Here is a 14,080-nt window from a genome sequence, read left to right on the forward strand (position 1 = left end):
TCGATACCGCCCCTCGTTGTTCCCGGGACGGGGTGGCTAGGGCAGGTCGACCGTGGTGTCCTGGGCCGTGGGCTGGGTGCCCAGGGCGGCCTGGACCGCCGAGCCCAGGATCCGGGCCCCTTCCGCCGTGGGGTGGGTGCCGTCGTAGCTCAGGCCCTCGGCGTAGACCTCCGGATGGGTCGAATCGCGCAGGCCCCGGGACCCGTCGATCCAGCCCCACCCCTGCTCGAGGACGAAATCGTGCAACCACGCGTTGTATTCGACGGTGCGGGTGCGGAATTCGTTCCGCGGCGGGACGGAAGAGACGAGCACCCGGTCGGAATCCGCCTGCGCAATGATGTCCTGCAGGTTCTCCCCGATCCGTTCGAAGGGGACCCCGGCGCGGATGTCATTGGTCCCGGCGATCACCACCAGCACGTCGGAGGGCACGGGGGTGTAGCCGTCCAGCATCTGAGCGGTGGTGGCACCTCCCCGGGCCCATCCGCCGGCGAAGGTCGTGGCGGGGTCCTGGGCGAAGACGGCCCAGGACCTCTCGCCGACGATCCGCCGGGAGACCTGCTCCGGATAGGCGTGATCGGCGGTGATGGAGTCCCCGACCACGGAGAACGTGACCGCCTGCGCGTCCCCGGCCGCCATCGGGCGCGCCATCGGAAAGCCGTCGGAGAAGAGCGCCTCCTGCCCCTGGGGCTGCCCCTGCCCGCCGACCAGGATGGCTCCGGCGGTCACGGCCAATACGGCCATCCCGGCCAGCAGCGCGGTACGGGGCCGGGAGGACAGGCGGGAACGAAGCGTGGGACGGTCGGTCCCGGCGGGGGTGGGGTCGTGCACTGATTACTCCTGGGTAAAGAAGGTGGATTCCCAGCCTAAGGAACCCACCGCGGGGTAAACGGACCACAACATGACGATCGGATGACGATTCCGGCCAGAACGTTTTTCACAGCCCGGTGCCCTACCCTCTAACCCATGCTTGAGCAGATTTCCGTTGATTCCTGGTGGCAGGCGCTGCTGGTCGGCTTCACCCGTGGCCGTTCCCTCCATGCCGAGGCCCTGACGCTGGTCCTGATCATCGCCGTTGCCGTCGCCCTCTGCGTGCCGCGGGCCACGTGGCGTTGGTTCGGCCTGTATGTCACGTTCGTCCACGAGCTGGGCCACGCGCTGGCAGCGTTGATGACGGGACGGATCGTCCGCGGCATCCGGTTGAACCTGAATCATTCCGGGGAGACGGTCAGCGCCGGCCGGGGCGGTGCCGGCATCGCCTGGTCCGGGTTCTGGGGCTATCCGGCCCCGGCGGTCGCCGGGGCGGCGATGATCTGGGCCGCCTCCTCGGGGTGGGCCGGGGCGGCCCTGTCCATCGGGGCGATCCTGCTGTTGGTGGCCTTGCTGTTCATCCGCAATCTGGTGGGGATCGTGATCGCCGTTGGATGCGCGGCCCTGGCCCAGGTTCTGGTGCTCTTCACCGACGGGGAATTCTCCGCCTACGTCGTCCTCTGTCTGGGCATTGCCCTGGTGGTGGGGGCGGTCAAGGACTGGTTCAAGGTCGCCGCGGTCCACGTCCGGCGTCGTCGGCTGGAGAGCTCGGATGCCTACATCCTGGCCCGGGCCACCGGGGTCCCCGCAGCGGTCTGGCTGGCCGGATTCGCTCTGGTCATCATCGGGTGTGCGTACTGGTCGCTGCTCTCCCTGGGTGCCGCCGTCAACTGAGTTGCCCCGACCCGGGCCCGCGGGCGGCCCCGGGCGATGGTGGGCCCGGGGGATGACGCGTAGCCTCGGGGCATGGAGAATCCCCTGCCAGACTTCGAATTCACCACCAGCCTGCCGGTTCCCCGCGAGGAGGCCTTCGCCTGGTTTTCCCGTCCCGGTGCCCTGGTCAGGTTGCTCGCCCCGTTTTCGGGCAGCGTGCGTCGTGAGCCCAGCGATGGGTTGAACGTCGGCTCCACGGCGGTGATCGGCATCGGGGCGCCGGGGCAACTGGGGCTGGGGTTGGGACCGGCCATCGGAGCCGTCGCCGGACCGTTGCACCTGCCCGGGTGGGCCAAACCCGAAATCCCCTGGCACGCCCGGCACGTCGGGCTGGTCCCCGGGCGCAGTTTCACCGACGTCATGGAATCCGGGCCCCTGGCCTCCTGGCGTCATGAGCACGTCTTCGAGGAGGACGACGGCGGGACCCTCATGCGTGATTTCGTCTCCTACGACCTTCCGTTGGCCAGCAGTTCCGGTCCCGGAGGGCGGATCCGGGAGTGGGGGAAGGAACGCTTCAACACCGAGCTGAAGCGCATGTTCGGATACCGCGAACGCCAGGTGATCGGCGACCTGCTCTTCCACTCCCGGCATTCCGGGGCCGATTCATCCTCGAAACGGATCGCCATCTCGGGGGCCGGCGGACTCATCGGCACCCAGCTGCGGGCCTTGCTCCAAGGCGGCGGGCACGAGGTGTTCCGGTTGGTCAGGGGGCCGGCAACGGAAACGGATGAAATCTCCTGGGATCCGGATGCGGGACGGATCGACACTGCGGCGCTGGCGGGCTGCGACGTCGTCATCCACCTGGCCGGGCACCCGATCGGTGGGCGATTCACCGCAGCCACCAAGCAACGCATCATGTCATCGCGGACGGTGGGGACCTCCTTGATCGCCCGGACGCTGGCCGACCTGTCGGCGGACGGACACCAGCGCACCCTCGTGGCCGCCTCGGCCATGGGGTACTACGGGGCCTCCCCGGAAGCCCGCCCCGCGCAGGCCCCGACGGACTTGAGCGAGGACGGCCCTCCGGGAACCGATTTCCTCGCCGATGTCTGTCTCGCCTGGGAGGCTGCGTGCGAACCGGCGGCACGGGCCGGGGTCCGGGTGGTGAACGTCCGCACCGGGCTGGTCCAGAGCCCCTCCGGCGGAATGTTGCAGCAATTGTTGCCATTGTTCGTCGCCGGTCTGGGAGGTCGCATGGCCGGGGCCGGCATGCAGAGCTGGATCGGCATCGATGACGTCGTGGGGATCTTCGCCCATGCCGCCCTGGAGGACCGGGTCTCCGGACCTGTCAACGCCGTCGCCCCGCATCCGGTGGACGCCCGGGACTATGCCGCCACGTTGGCCAGGGTGCTCAACCGCCCGGCAGGACTCACGGTCCCGGGCTTCGGCCCGGCCCTGCTCCTGGGCCGCCAGGGGGCCCGCGAAATTGCCCGGTCGGACCAGCGGGGCTCCTCGAGGCGGATCGAGGAGTTCGGCTACGCCTTCCGTGAGCCCGAGCTCGAACCGGCGCTGCGGCACGTGCTGGGTCGCCGCTGAAGGTCAGGAGACCGTGACCTAGGACGTCGGTAACGGTCGGATTACGGATAATACCGAGCAAAAACGGGTTCGGGCGTCCGTCCGGACTCCCGATCTCTACTCCGATCCGAGACTCACAGGAATCACAGATACATCGATTCTGCCGCGAGATCACGGGGTTTGAGCTGTAAACTTTTTGTGGATCGTCTCCCCAGGGGGACGTTCGTAGTTGACGCAGCCCCCCATCGTATAGTTATCGTAATCAAGTCACGTTTTGATAACACCTCGCCGTTCGGGGTGGTGCAAGACGGAGTGCAGTTCAGGTACCTTTCGATCGTCCACCTGACTGCCCACTAAATTTGGAGTCGACATCGACGCCGGACGATCGCGCAATGAGGGCCGGGGACGGCTGGAGCGCACAGGTGGCCCCTGGAGAAACTGTGATCCAGCAGAACAGCAAAAAGTTTTCGAAGATTTCCCGCATCGGCGCAAGCAGTGGTGTAGCAGCCTTGGCCTTGGCCGGCGCGGCAGCAGGCATCGGAGCAGCTCCCGCCTCCGCAGCACCTGCAGGCACCTGGGATTCACTCGCGCAGTGTGAGTCCGGTGGGGATTGGTCCATCAACACGGGCAACGGCTTCAAGGGTGGACTGCAGTTCACCAACAGCACCTGGAAGGCCTTCGGCGGTAGCGGTCAGGCCAACCACGCCAGCAAGTCCGAGCAGATCCGCGTAGCCAAGAAGGTCCAGGCTGCTCAGGGTTGGGGCGCATGGCCCGCATGCTCCGCCAAGCTGGGTATCTCCGGCAAGGCACCGTCCGGCCCGAAGCAGGCCACCAAGAAGGCTCCGGTCCAGAAGGCCGCGCCGAAGCAGGCTCCGGTCCAGAAGGCTGCTCCGAAGCACACCGCACAGGCACCGGTCCAGAAGGCCGCGCCGCAGCAGCAGGTCAAGTCGACCGGCAAGCACGTCGCCACGGTCAAGGCCACCGACTCGGGCAAGAACTACACGGTCAAGGCCGGCGACACGCTGTCCAAGATCGCCAACGCCCAGGGCCTGAGCGGCTGGGAGGGCCTGTACTCGGTGAACACCGATACGGTCTCCAACCCCAACGTGATCATGGTGGGCCAGACCATCAACCTGCCGACCAAGTAATCAGGTCGGCCCCGGGGCAGCGCCCCGGACCCTGAACTGCGGGAGCTTTGCCCCCGCCAGACGGCAGCGGCGGTTCGCCTTTCCCCCCAATGGCGAGCCGCCGTTGTTTCGTCAGGACACGAAGTGCCCGCACGGTCCACCGTGCGGGCACTTCGTGTGTCGGGGCTCAGGCGGGGAAGATCCGCGAGGCGAGGTCCTTGCCGGTCTTCGACTGCGATGTGTACCCGGAGGTTCCCTCGTCGAAGAACTCGCGGGCCGCCGCTGCGGTGGCCTCGAGGGCGGCAAAGGCGAAGGCCCCACCGACCGAGACGCGGCCGACACCCACCCGGGACAGGGCGGAGACCGGCGGTGTCCCCGCCGTGGCGAGCACGTTGAGCGGGCGGTCCACCGATTCCACCACCGACCGGATGTCCTCGAGCCGGGTGAGCCCCGGGGCGTAGAGCACGTCGGCCCCCGCCTCCTGGTAGGCCTGGAGGCGGTGGATGGTATCGGCCAGATCCGGGCGTCCATGCAGGAAATTCTCGGCCCGGCCGGTGAGCACCATCGGCGCCGGCCCGCGGTGGCAGGCCTCTGCCGCGGCAGCGACCCGCTCCGTGGCGGCCTCGATCCCGTGGATGGGGGAGTCCGGGTCCCCGGTGGAGTCCTCGATCGAGGCGCCGGCCAGCCCGGTTTGTAACGCGAGGTCGTAGGTCCGCCCGACGGCTGCTGCCTGGTCCGCGAACCCGTTCTCCAGGTCGGCGCTGACCGGCAGCTCCGTCGCCTGCACGAGCTCGGCCGCATTCTTCAAGGTCTCCTCGCGGGTCAGCCCTCCGTCGAGACGGCCCCGCGAGGCGGCATACCCGCTGCTGGTGGTGGCCAGGGCAAGGAACCCCATCGAGGCGAACAACCGCGCCGACCCGGTGTCCCAGGCATTGGGCAGCAGCAACGGCGTCGGGCCGTGATGCAGGGCGAGGAAGCGGGCAGCGGGTCCTGGGGGCGTCATGGCCACACGCTACACCGAGTCCACGGGGCACGCCGGGGTGCCGGACGGTGAGGAACGGGGCTCAGACGGCTTGGGGGACCGACCTGATGGATCCGACGTAGGCCAGGGCCTCGGGCCGGTAGGCATCTCGGAGCTGGAGGAAGCGGTTGCTGCTGGCCGCCCCCGGCCAATCCTCCGGCAAGCAGTCGGCCGGTAGCCCCGGGTCGAGGTAGGGAATGATCCGCCAGCTGTCGATGCACCGCACATAGGCGGCGAAGGCGGCCGCCCCCTCGGCGGGTGGCACGGAAGGGACATCGCGCTGCCGATCCAGGAATGCGTGGTGCAACCCCGCCAGCTCCTCCAGGTCCCACCAGCCGGCCACGGCCTCGCGGAGGGGGCCGGCGGCCTGGGGGCGTCCGGTCACGAAGAGCACTGAACGATCCCGCAGCCCCAGGTCCTCCAGGATCTCCTCGGTCTCGGCCTGCAGGTAGCGGGGGCAGATCCACAGTCCCGGCCCCACGGTGCCGCACCCGATCCAATGCAATCGGCGGCGCAACTGATGGCGCAGCCCACGAGCGGTTTCGGGCACCGTGAAGTAGACCAGGCACCAGGAATCGTCGGGGCCCATGGACCGGGGTTCGTGGATCCTGCGGTCGCCGCGTTCGAGCATCTGCCGGGCCCGCTCCCCGACGGCATGACCGGAGACGCCCCCGCGGGTGGAGGCGGTGAGGACTTCCTTGCGCCGCAGCCTGCTCAGGGCGGTGCGGGTCAGGGCCGGGGACACGTCGACGGCCTCCATCAGGGTGATCAGTTGGGTCGAAGACATCCACCCCCCGGCCCCGCGCAAATACAGCCCGATGATGGTGCGCAGCAACGACGTGGTGCTCCCGGGGCGGGAGTCCATGTCGTCGAGGACGGCACTCATTTCATGTCGGTCAGTGCGGCGGCGATCGCCTCGACGCCCACCTCGAGTTCGGCGAAACTGGTGCTCAGGGGCGACAGGCCGATGCGCAAGCCGTCCGGTGGGCGGAAGTCGGGGATCACCCCCTGCTCCCAGAGCCGGGTGGTGACCGCGGCGAAGTCAGGGTGGTCCACGGTCACGTGGGAACCACGCTGTGCAGGTTCACGGGGGCTGGCCAGCCGGGCGCCGTGGGGGGAGAGGCGTTCCTCGCAGAGCCGTAGGGCATGCTCGGTCAGTTCCACCGATTTGCTGCGGATGGCCTCGATGCCGACCTCGGCGATCAGCTCCACCATGTCCTTGAGCGGCTGCATGGCCAGGATGGGTGGGGTTCCGGTGATGAACCGGCGGATCGTACCGGCCGGTTCATAGGTCTCCGTCATCCCGAAGGGGTCGGCGGCCCCCATCCACCCCCAGATCGGCTGGCGGAGCGTGGAGTGAAGTGCCGATGCGACGTAGACGAACGCGGGGGAGCCGGGGCCGCCATTGAGATACTTATAGGTACAACCCACCGCCAGATCGACGCCCCAGGCATCCAGGTGCAGCGGGACGGCGCCGACCGAATGGCACAGGTCCCAGACCATGAGGGCCCCGGCATCCTTGACCTGGGCGGTGATGGCTTCGGCGTCGGCAAGGTAGCCCGAACGGTAGGCCACATGGCTCAGGAGTACGACGGCGGTGCGATCGGAGAGGACCTGTTCCAGATCCGTGCCGGTCACCCCGGTCGCCGGATCGGGGGTGATCCACCGCAGGGTCGCCCCCCGTTCGGCGGCGATGCCCTCGACGATGAACCGGTCCGTGGGGAAGTTCCCCGCATCGATGACGATCTCGCAGCGCCGCGGATCGGCTCCCTGTTGGTGGTCCAAGGCCGCCCGCAGCGCCTTGTAGAGCAGGACCGACGTCGAGTCCCCGACCAGCGTCTGCCCCGGCCCGGCACCGAGGACGACCTCCCCGAGGCGGTCTCCCAGGACGGTGGGCTCGTCCATCCACTGCTCATCCCAGCTGCGGATCAGCCCGGCACCCCATTCGGTGCGGACGAAGGTGGCCAGGTGTTCGGCAGTGGCGGCCAGCGGCCGCCCCAACGAGTTCCCGTCGAGATAGGCGGTCAGCGGCCGGGCCGGATCGGCGGCGGGGACCAGGAAGCGACTGCGGTAGAGGGCGAGTGGATCGGCGGCGTCCAGCTCGTCGCTGGTCGGGGACGCGGGGGAGGTGCTCATGCGGAAGGGCCTTTCGGGCTAGTTGCCGATTTCGGTGCGGACGGCGTAGAGCTCGGGGAAGAAGGTCAGGTCCAGGGCGCGGCGGAGGAAATCGACGCCGGAGGAGCCGCCGGTGCCGCGTTTGAAGCCGATGGTGCGTTGGACGGTGCGCAGGTGCCGGAAGCGCCAGGCCTGGAAGTTGTCCTCGAGGTCCACCAGATCCTCGCAGGCCTGGTAGAAGCCCCAGCGGGTCTCCTCGGTTTCGTAGATCTCCTTGAATACGGGGATGAGTTCCTCGTGCAGCACCCAGGCCTTCGAGAAGTCGCGGTGCAGGATCTCCTCGGGGATGCTGTAGCCGGCGCGGGAGAGGGCGGCGAGGAACGCGTCGTAGACCGTGGGCTCTTCGAGGAGCTGGCTGAGCATGGCGTGGGCCTCGGGATGGGATTCGAAGACCTTGAGCATGCCGCGGTGCTTATTTCCCAGGATGAATTCCACGGCGCGGTACTGCCAGGACTGGAAGCCGGAGGCCGAGCCCAGAGTGTCGCGGAACTGGGCGTATTCACGCGGGGTGAGGGTCGCCAGCACCGACCACTGGTCGGTGAGGACCTTCTGGATGTGCTTGACCCGGGCCAGGCACTTCAGCGCCTTGCCCAGATCGTCGGCGTCCATGAGGCGACGGGCTTCGACGAGCTCGTGGAGGACCAGCTTGAGCCAGAGCTCGCTGGTCTGGTGCTGGATGATGAACAGCAGCTCGTCGTGGTGTTCGGGATTGCTGTGGGGGTGCTGGGCGTGCAGGACCTTATCCAGATCCAGGTACCCGCCGTAGGACATCTCGTTGCGGAAGTCGGTGCGTACGGTCTCTTCGATATCGCGTTCGCCGGTAGCGGTATCGGCGCCGGGGGTTTCAGGGGTGTCTTGCGAGTAGGGGCAGCTCATGAAAGTCAGAATATCAGTTACGTGACGAGCGTCAATCAATTGAAATTCGTGTGGCGGTCGTCGGGGAGCAGCGCTGGCATGATGGAACCATGAGCACCCCAGCGGCTGCCGCGCCACGCGCCATCCTCCATACGGTCGGACATTCCACGCATGTGATCGCGGAGTTCGTCGAGCTGCTCCGGGCCCATGGGGTGCAACGGATCGTGGATGTGCGCACGGTGCCCGGATCCCGGCACAACCCGCAATTCGGCATCGACCAGCTCCCGGGCCACCTCGCCGATCACGGAGTGGACTACCAGCGGATCGAAAGCCTCGGCGGGCTCCGGCACACCACGAAGGCCTCGCCGAACACCGGCTGGCGCAACGCCTCCTTCCGGGGCTATGCGAATTACATGCAGACCCCTGGGTTCGACGCCGGGATCCAGGAGCTGATCGCCAGCGCCACCGAACGGTCCGTGGCCATCATGTGCGCCGAAGCCGTCCCCTGGCGCTGCCACCGCTCGATGATCGGGGACGCGATGCTCGTCCGCGGCTTCGAGGTGCTGGATATATTCAGCCCGACCAAGGCCACCGCGCATGCCTTGACGTCCTTCGCCCACGTGGTGGGAACCACGATCACCTATCCACCGGAGGACTCCACCGCGCAGGCATGAGCGGGGAGCCTCAGCGGAAACCCCGGCTCATCGTGAACCGGTGGGCCACGGCGTCGGTCAGTGGTTTGCTGCGGGCCACGGCCGTGATCGCAGCGGCCCTGACCTGATCCAGCACCCGGGGCAGGGGGCGCCCCAAGGCCATGTTCAGGTGGGCTTGCCGTCCCGCCCGGGCGGCGGCACGCAACCGGTCCCGGGAGAAGCCTGCCAGCAGATCGGCTGGCGTTGAACCCTTCGTACCGGCCCGGGTGAGGAGCGGGGCCAGGGCGGCGGCGTCGAGCAACCCCAGCGCCATGCCCTGCCCGCCGATGGGGCTGATCTCGTGGGCGGCATCGCCGATCAGGATGACCCGTCCGTGCACCATCTGCGCGACCGCCCGATGCGAGCACCGGAACCTGCTGTGCATCGTCGCCGCATCGGGGTCGACCCGGTAGCCGGTACGTCGTTCGATAAGTGACGGGAGCGTGGTGGCATCGGCCGGCCGGTGCCAGGCCACCCAGCGGCGGAGGCCCCCGGGCAGGGGGAAGGACTCCACGATCCCTTCGGGGTGCAGCAGCAGGGCGGCGGTGGCCCCGAAGCCGGTGGTGTCCGGATAATCCCCCATCACGTAGTGGTCGGGGTAGAGGCTTCCGGCAAAGGGCAGCCCGGCCAGCGGGCGGACCGTGGACCCGACGCCATCGGCGCCCACCAGGTAGCGGGCCGTTATCGGGGCCGGCCGCCCGGTCATCGTGGCGTGGATGCCGCGATCGTCCTGGCGGAAAGTGGTCAGTGCGTGGCCTACGAGCAGGGCCTGTGGGTCGAGTTCGCGCAACCGTGCGGTGAGTAGTTCGGTCGTGGTCGCCTGGGGTAGGGAGAGGATGAAGGGATGCCGACCCGTCAGGACATCGAAGTCCAAGGCGGCGATGCGACGTCCGGAACTCAGTCCCAGACCCCGGCGGATCGGCACCCCGGAGGCGATGGCCTCCTTGGCGATGCCCGCCGCGTGCAGCACGTCCACGGCCGGGGGATGCAGGCCGATGGCCCGGGAATGCTCCTGCGGGGTATCCCGGGCCTCCACGACGCGGACGGTGAGGCCCGCTCGGGTGAGCAGGATCGCCAGCGTCAGCCCCGCCGGGCCACCGCCGACGATGAGCACGTCGATCACGGTAGGGGGTCCGGCCGGTGGATCAACAGGTTCCTGAACGGACGCCGAGGTTGGACCCGCCATCCCCCGGGGACCACGGCCCGCAGTTCGGCGGGAAGGTAGCTCCGCCGGATGGAGGTCAGCCCGTCGCGTCGGATGAAGGAGGTCCCGGCCAGCGGCAGGGTCGCGGCACCGAAGAGGAGGCCGGCAAGGCGTGAACGGCGCAGATCGGCGTGCACGGCCACGGCCCGGGTGAGCTGCTCGGTGTCGGCCAACAACACGTCGAGTCCTGTGGGGGAGAGGTGATGCAGCACATGGTTGGACACCACGACGTCGAAGCTGCGCCCGGCAGCGACCAGATCGGAACTGCTGGCCTGTTCGAAAACGACCTCGGCCCCGGGCCGGCCCGTGGCAGTCCGGGAGGCAAAACGGTAGGCCCGCGGATCGGGGTCGATGCCGGTGACCGTGATGTCGAACCCGTCCGCGCGGGCCCGCCGGGCCAGGGCGCGGGTGATGTCCCCACCACCACAACCGATGTCCAGGATGGTGGCGTTGGTGGTGGGCAGGGCCGGGCGGATCAGGTCGCGATAGACCCCGCGCCAGCCGGAGACCAGCGCGTTGACCAGCGGGAACTGCTGGTAGGTCCGCCACAACAGCACCGGATCGCAGTCGGGCCGGTCCATTTCCTCGGTCGCGGTCTCGGCGCGGCGCATCGCTGGACTACGCCCCGGTGCGGGCCACGGTCATCAACGCGGTCTCCACGGTCAACCCGGGCCCGAAGGCCATGGAGCAGACGCGCTCGCCGGCGGGATCGTCGGCCTCGCTGACGCCTTCCAGGATGTCCTTGAGCACGAACAGGACGGTGGCGCTGGACATGTTGCCGTAGTCGTTGAGCACCCGGCGGGCCGGTTCCAGCTGGCGTTCGTCCAACCCCAGACGGTGTTGGACCTTGTCCAGGATGGCCCGGCCTCCGGGGTGGATGCCCCAATGGGTGAGGTCCGCGTACTCTTCCCCGATCGAGGGATCGTGGGCCAGCAACGGGGCCAACGCCCCGACGATATGCTCGTCGATGATATGCGGGACATAGGTCCCCAGGACCATCTCGAACCCCTCGTCGCCGATGTTCCAGGCCATCGATTCCTCACCGACCGGAGTCAGGACCGTTTCGAAGGCGTCGAGTTCCAGGGACGTCGTTCCCGCCGGGGCGGGACGTGCGGTCACCACTGCCGCGGCGGCGCCGTCGGCGAAGAGTGCTGAGCCCATGATGGTGTCCGGGTCGTTGGAACTGCGTACGTGCAAGGTGCACAATTCGGTGCTGACGACCAGGACGACGGCGTCCGGTTCGGCCTCGCAGAAGCTTTTGGCGGCGCGCAGGGCGGGGAAGGCCGCATAGCAGCCCATGAACCCCAGATGGTAGCGCTGGGTGGAGGCGGGCAGGCCGAGGGCCCTGACGATCTGGTAGTCCGGTCCCGGGTTGTAGAAGCCGGTGCAGGAGACGGTGATGACGTGGGTGACGTCCTCGGGGCCCAGATCCGGGCAGGCGGCCAGCGCGGATCGGGCGGATTCGGTGAATAGAGCCTTGGCTTCGCGGGTGAAGACGTCGTTGCGGACCTTGGTGCTGGGACTGAGCAGCCGGGTGGTGGCCGCATCGAAGAACACCGGAGTGGTTTCGGTCTGCTCCAGGCTCAGTTCGGTCAACGCAGTGCGGCGGGTGGAGATGGCCGAGGAATTGAAGGAGGTGGTGATCAGCCGTTGTCCCAGCCGGGTGAGGTCGGGTTGGTCGGCGAAGACATCGCGGACCTGGTCCTGATGCAGGACCGTTTCGGGTAGAGCCGTTTGGATGGTCCTGATTCGCACTGCCATGGGCCGAGCGTAACCGGGTCGCTCGGCAGCGTAAAGGGGTCCCCGCCGGCGGGCGGATCCGGGGCCTTCCGGCCACGGATCCGGCCACCGGAGCTGCCGTGGCGCTATTTGGCCAGGGCGCCGGAGAAGAGCGCGTCCTCATGGTCGAAATCGACCAGGTACGTCAGCGTCACGTCGTCGAGCTCGCCGGCCGGGATGCCGAAGGCGACCCGCGTGCTCTGCTTCTTGCCCGGCAGGACCTTGCCTTCGAAGAAACCATCGATCTTCTCGGTGAAGACGCCTTCGGCCTGGGTCCCCTCGTCCCCGTAGGCCACCGATGCCGTCAAGATCGCCGGGTCGAAGACCTCGGAGGTTCCGTTCTGGAGGGAGACATCGAAGACGTACATCTTTCCATCGGAGGCCTCGGCACCGGAGGCGTATTCACCGGCGGTGGAAAGCCCGGCGGGCTTGACGGTCAGCTTCAGCCCGTCGTCCCAGGTCCACGCGCTCCCGAAGTCGGCCACCCCCTGGGTGGACTGGTCCCCGGTGGTCTCCGCCACGGCGTCGGCGGCCGGGGCGGAGGCTTCATCGGCCCCGCTGCCGGCCTCCGGGCCGCCCGAGGTGGTGCAGCCGGTCAGGGCCAGTCCGGTGGCGAGCGCCAGGGCCGCCCAGATGGTTTTCGTATTCATGTTTCCTCCCCAAAATGGTGCGCCGCGGTTGCGGTGCAGTGTCGATGACCGGAAGCCGTCACTTCCAGTGCCTCCAAGTCACCAGCCGCCTCCGACATTTTGGAACCACCTGCGTGGAAGTCGGATTCCGTTGAGCGACATTTCGTGCCTATGGTGGAAGGCGAAGGCCTTGTCCTGCGGCCAGTGCCGCGCCATCGAACCCAGGGAGTCCCCATGCAGCAGATCGTCCCCACCCGCCATCTTTTCGGACCCGGCCCCTGCAACCCGTACGCCGAGGCCACCGCAGCGCTCGGCCTGCCGCTCTTGGGACACCTGGACCCGGACTTCATCGCCCGGATGGACCGGACCTGCGAAGGCCTTCGGACGCTGTGGGGAACGAAGAACACCCGGACCCTTCCGCTCAGTGGCACCGGGTCGGCCGGTATGGAAGCCGCCTTCGTGAACACCATCAACCCCGGTGACGTGGCCGTGATCGCCGTCAACGGGCTCTTCGGTGAGCGGATGTGCGAAGTCGCCTCCCGCGTCGGCGCCGAGGTGGTCCGGGTGGACCACGAATACGGGACACCCGTCGACGCCGACCGGGTGGCCGCCGCCCACCCGACCCCGAAGGTCATTGCCGCCGTCCATGCCGAAACGAGCACCGGCGTCGTCTCCGACATTGCCGCGCTGGGCGCCATCAAAGGGGACGCCCTGTTGATCGTCGACGCCGTCACCTCCATCGGTGGCATGCCGATCGAAGCCGACGCCTGGGGCATCGATGTCGGATACGCCGGTACACAGAAGTGCCTGGGGGTGGCCCCGGGACTGGCCCCGTTCACCATTTCCGACCGGGCCTTCGAACGCCGCGTGCAGAAGCCGCAGTCCTGGTACCTGGACCTGGGGTTGCTCGGTGGCTACGCCACCACCGGCTCCTCCGGAGGTCAGCGCACCTATCACCACACGGCCCCGGTCGCGATGGTCGCCTCCCTGGAGGCAGGGATCGATCGGGTCCTGGCCGAAGGCCTCGAGGCCGTCACCGCACGCCACCAGGCGGCTGGCGCCGCCTTGCAACAAGGCCTGAAGGACATGGGGCTGGAGCTCTTCGCCGCGGAAGGCCACCGGTTGCCGCAGCTGACCACCGTCAAGGTGCCTGAGGGGGTCGATTCGGCTGCGGTGCGCTCGTACCTGCTGAAGACCTACGGCGTGGAGATCGGCGGAGGCGTCGGACAGTATGCCGCGACCGTCTGGCGGATCGGCCTGATGGGCCCGAACGCGAACATGGATTCCGTGGCGCTGATCCTCGGCTCGCTCAAGGACGCCATCGCCAACAGCTGAGCCTGATC

General features: G+C 68.3%; 14 protein-coding genes. 5 read left to right on the plus strand and 9 right to left on the minus strand.

Going from position 1 to position 14,080, the window contains the following annotated elements:
- Nucleotides 1-36 precede the first annotated feature (36 nt).
- A complete protein-coding gene (locus tag AC3ZI9_RS03710) occupies nucleotides 37-828 on the minus strand; it encodes an SGNH/GDSL hydrolase family protein (RefSeq protein ID WP_444555055.1) in 792 nt (263 codons plus the stop codon).
- A 135-nt stretch (nucleotides 829-963) separates the two neighbouring features.
- On the opposite strand from AC3ZI9_RS03710, the gene AC3ZI9_RS03715 reads away from it, so the two are divergent.
- From AC3ZI9_RS03715 to AC3ZI9_RS03725, 3 genes are all read left to right on the plus strand, one after another.
- On the plus strand, nucleotides 964-1,701 hold the full coding sequence (locus AC3ZI9_RS03715) for a M50 family metallopeptidase (protein WP_444555056.1): 738 nt from the start codon (nucleotides 964-966) through the stop codon (nucleotides 1,699-1,701).
- 72 nt (nucleotides 1,702-1,773) lie between these two features.
- Nucleotides 1,774-3,276, plus strand: a complete 1,503-nt coding sequence (locus tag AC3ZI9_RS03720; RefSeq protein WP_444555057.1) for a TIGR01777 family oxidoreductase — start codon at nucleotides 1,774-1,776, stop codon at nucleotides 3,274-3,276.
- Nucleotides 3,277-3,695: 419 nt separating this feature from the next.
- A complete protein-coding gene (locus AC3ZI9_RS03725; protein WP_444555058.1) occupies nucleotides 3,696-4,403 on the plus strand; it encodes a transglycosylase family protein in 708 nt (235 codons plus the stop codon).
- Between the two features lie 166 nt (nucleotides 4,404-4,569).
- Here the strand turns inward: AC3ZI9_RS03725 and AC3ZI9_RS03730 are convergent, their stop codons facing one another.
- The 4 genes from AC3ZI9_RS03730 to kynA form a co-directional block, all read right to left on the minus strand.
- A complete protein-coding gene (locus AC3ZI9_RS03730; RefSeq protein WP_444555059.1) occupies nucleotides 4,570-5,385 on the minus strand; it encodes an isocitrate lyase/PEP mutase family protein in 816 nt (271 codons plus the stop codon).
- A 61-nt stretch (nucleotides 5,386-5,446) separates the two neighbouring features.
- The gene (locus AC3ZI9_RS03735; protein ID WP_444555060.1) at nucleotides 5,447-6,289 is read right to left on the minus strand and encodes a PaaX family transcriptional regulator; all 843 of its coding nucleotides are present in this window, start codon (nucleotides 6,287-6,289) and stop codon (nucleotides 5,447-5,449) included.
- Nucleotides 6,286-7,539, minus strand: a complete 1,254-nt coding sequence (locus AC3ZI9_RS03740; protein ID WP_444555061.1) for a kynureninase — start codon at nucleotides 7,537-7,539, stop codon at nucleotides 6,286-6,288. Before AC3ZI9_RS03740 ends, AC3ZI9_RS03735 begins: the two co-directional genes overlap by 4 nt.
- 18 nt (nucleotides 7,540-7,557) lie before the next feature.
- Nucleotides 7,558-8,454: a tryptophan 2,3-dioxygenase gene (gene kynA, locus AC3ZI9_RS03745; RefSeq protein ID WP_444555062.1), complete on the minus strand. Its 897-nt coding sequence runs from the start codon at nucleotides 8,452-8,454 to the stop codon at nucleotides 7,558-7,560.
- Between the two features lie 89 nt (nucleotides 8,455-8,543).
- Here kynA and AC3ZI9_RS03750 point away from each other — a divergent pair, with 89 nt between their 5' ends.
- Nucleotides 8,544-9,107 carry a DUF488 domain-containing protein gene (locus AC3ZI9_RS03750; protein WP_444555063.1) on the plus strand — a complete coding sequence of 188 codons (564 nt, stop codon included), beginning with the start codon at nucleotides 8,544-8,546 and terminating at the stop codon, nucleotides 9,105-9,107.
- 10 nt (nucleotides 9,108-9,117) lie between these two features.
- Here AC3ZI9_RS03750 and AC3ZI9_RS03755 read toward each other — a convergent pair whose 3' ends face one another.
- The 4 genes from AC3ZI9_RS03755 to AC3ZI9_RS03770 form a co-directional block, all read right to left on the minus strand.
- Nucleotides 9,118-10,248, minus strand: a complete 1,131-nt coding sequence (locus tag AC3ZI9_RS03755) for an FAD-dependent oxidoreductase (protein WP_444555064.1) — start codon at nucleotides 10,246-10,248, stop codon at nucleotides 9,118-9,120.
- A complete protein-coding gene (locus AC3ZI9_RS03760) occupies nucleotides 10,245-10,940 on the minus strand; it encodes a methyltransferase domain-containing protein (protein ID WP_444555065.1) in 696 nt (231 codons plus the stop codon). The genes AC3ZI9_RS03755 and AC3ZI9_RS03760 overlap by 4 nt, the downstream gene beginning before the upstream one ends.
- A gap of 7 nt (nucleotides 10,941-10,947) precedes the next feature.
- Nucleotides 10,948-12,090, minus strand: coding sequence for a type III polyketide synthase (locus AC3ZI9_RS03765; RefSeq protein ID WP_444555066.1), 1,143 nt, complete (start codon nucleotides 12,088-12,090; stop codon nucleotides 10,948-10,950).
- A gap of 104 nt (nucleotides 12,091-12,194) precedes the next feature.
- Nucleotides 12,195-12,758, minus strand: coding sequence for a hypothetical protein (locus AC3ZI9_RS03770; RefSeq protein WP_444555067.1), 564 nt, complete (start codon nucleotides 12,756-12,758; stop codon nucleotides 12,195-12,197).
- A gap of 213 nt (nucleotides 12,759-12,971) precedes the next feature.
- Between AC3ZI9_RS03770 and AC3ZI9_RS03775 the strand changes: the two genes are divergently transcribed.
- Nucleotides 12,972-14,072, plus strand: a complete 1,101-nt coding sequence (locus AC3ZI9_RS03775) for a pyridoxal-phosphate-dependent aminotransferase family protein (protein ID WP_444555068.1) — start codon at nucleotides 12,972-12,974, stop codon at nucleotides 14,070-14,072.
- The last annotated feature ends 8 nt before the right edge of the window (nucleotides 14,073-14,080 follow it).

The organism is Arthrobacter sp. AOP36-F1-5, from assembly GCF_058137995.1.

Excerpts from the sequence above, each read along its gene's own strand:
- AC3ZI9_RS03750 (WP_444555063.1), top strand. The coding sequence starts at position 8,544 with ATGAGCACCCCAGCGGCTGCCGCGCCACGCGCCATCCTCCATACGGTC.
- AC3ZI9_RS03765 (WP_444555066.1), bottom strand. The coding sequence starts at position 12,090 with ATGGCAGTGCGAATCAGGACCATCCAAACGGCTCTACCCGAAACGGTC.
- AC3ZI9_RS03740 (WP_444555061.1), bottom strand. The coding sequence starts at position 7,539 with ATGAGCACCTCCCCCGCGTCCCCGACCAGCGACGAGCTGGACGCCGCC.
- AC3ZI9_RS03760 (WP_444555065.1), bottom strand. The coding sequence starts at position 10,940 with ATGCGCCGCGCCGAGACCGCGACCGAGGAAATGGACCGGCCCGACTGC.
- AC3ZI9_RS03770 (WP_444555067.1), bottom strand. The coding sequence starts at position 12,758 with ATGAATACGAAAACCATCTGGGCGGCCCTGGCGCTCGCCACCGGACTG.
- AC3ZI9_RS03720 (WP_444555057.1), top strand. The coding sequence starts at position 1,774 with ATGGAGAATCCCCTGCCAGACTTCGAATTCACCACCAGCCTGCCGGTT.
- kynA (WP_444555062.1), bottom strand. The coding sequence starts at position 8,454 with ATGAGCTGCCCCTACTCGCAAGACACCCCTGAAACCCCCGGCGCCGAT.
- AC3ZI9_RS03775 (WP_444555068.1), top strand. The coding sequence starts at position 12,972 with ATGCAGCAGATCGTCCCCACCCGCCATCTTTTCGGACCCGGCCCCTGC.
- AC3ZI9_RS03735 (WP_444555060.1), bottom strand. The coding sequence starts at position 6,289 with ATGAGTGCCGTCCTCGACGACATGGACTCCCGCCCCGGGAGCACCACG.
- AC3ZI9_RS03715 (WP_444555056.1), top strand. The coding sequence starts at position 964 with ATGCTTGAGCAGATTTCCGTTGATTCCTGGTGGCAGGCGCTGCTGGTC.
- AC3ZI9_RS03730 (WP_444555059.1), bottom strand. The coding sequence starts at position 5,385 with ATGACGCCCCCAGGACCCGCTGCCCGCTTCCTCGCCCTGCATCACGGC.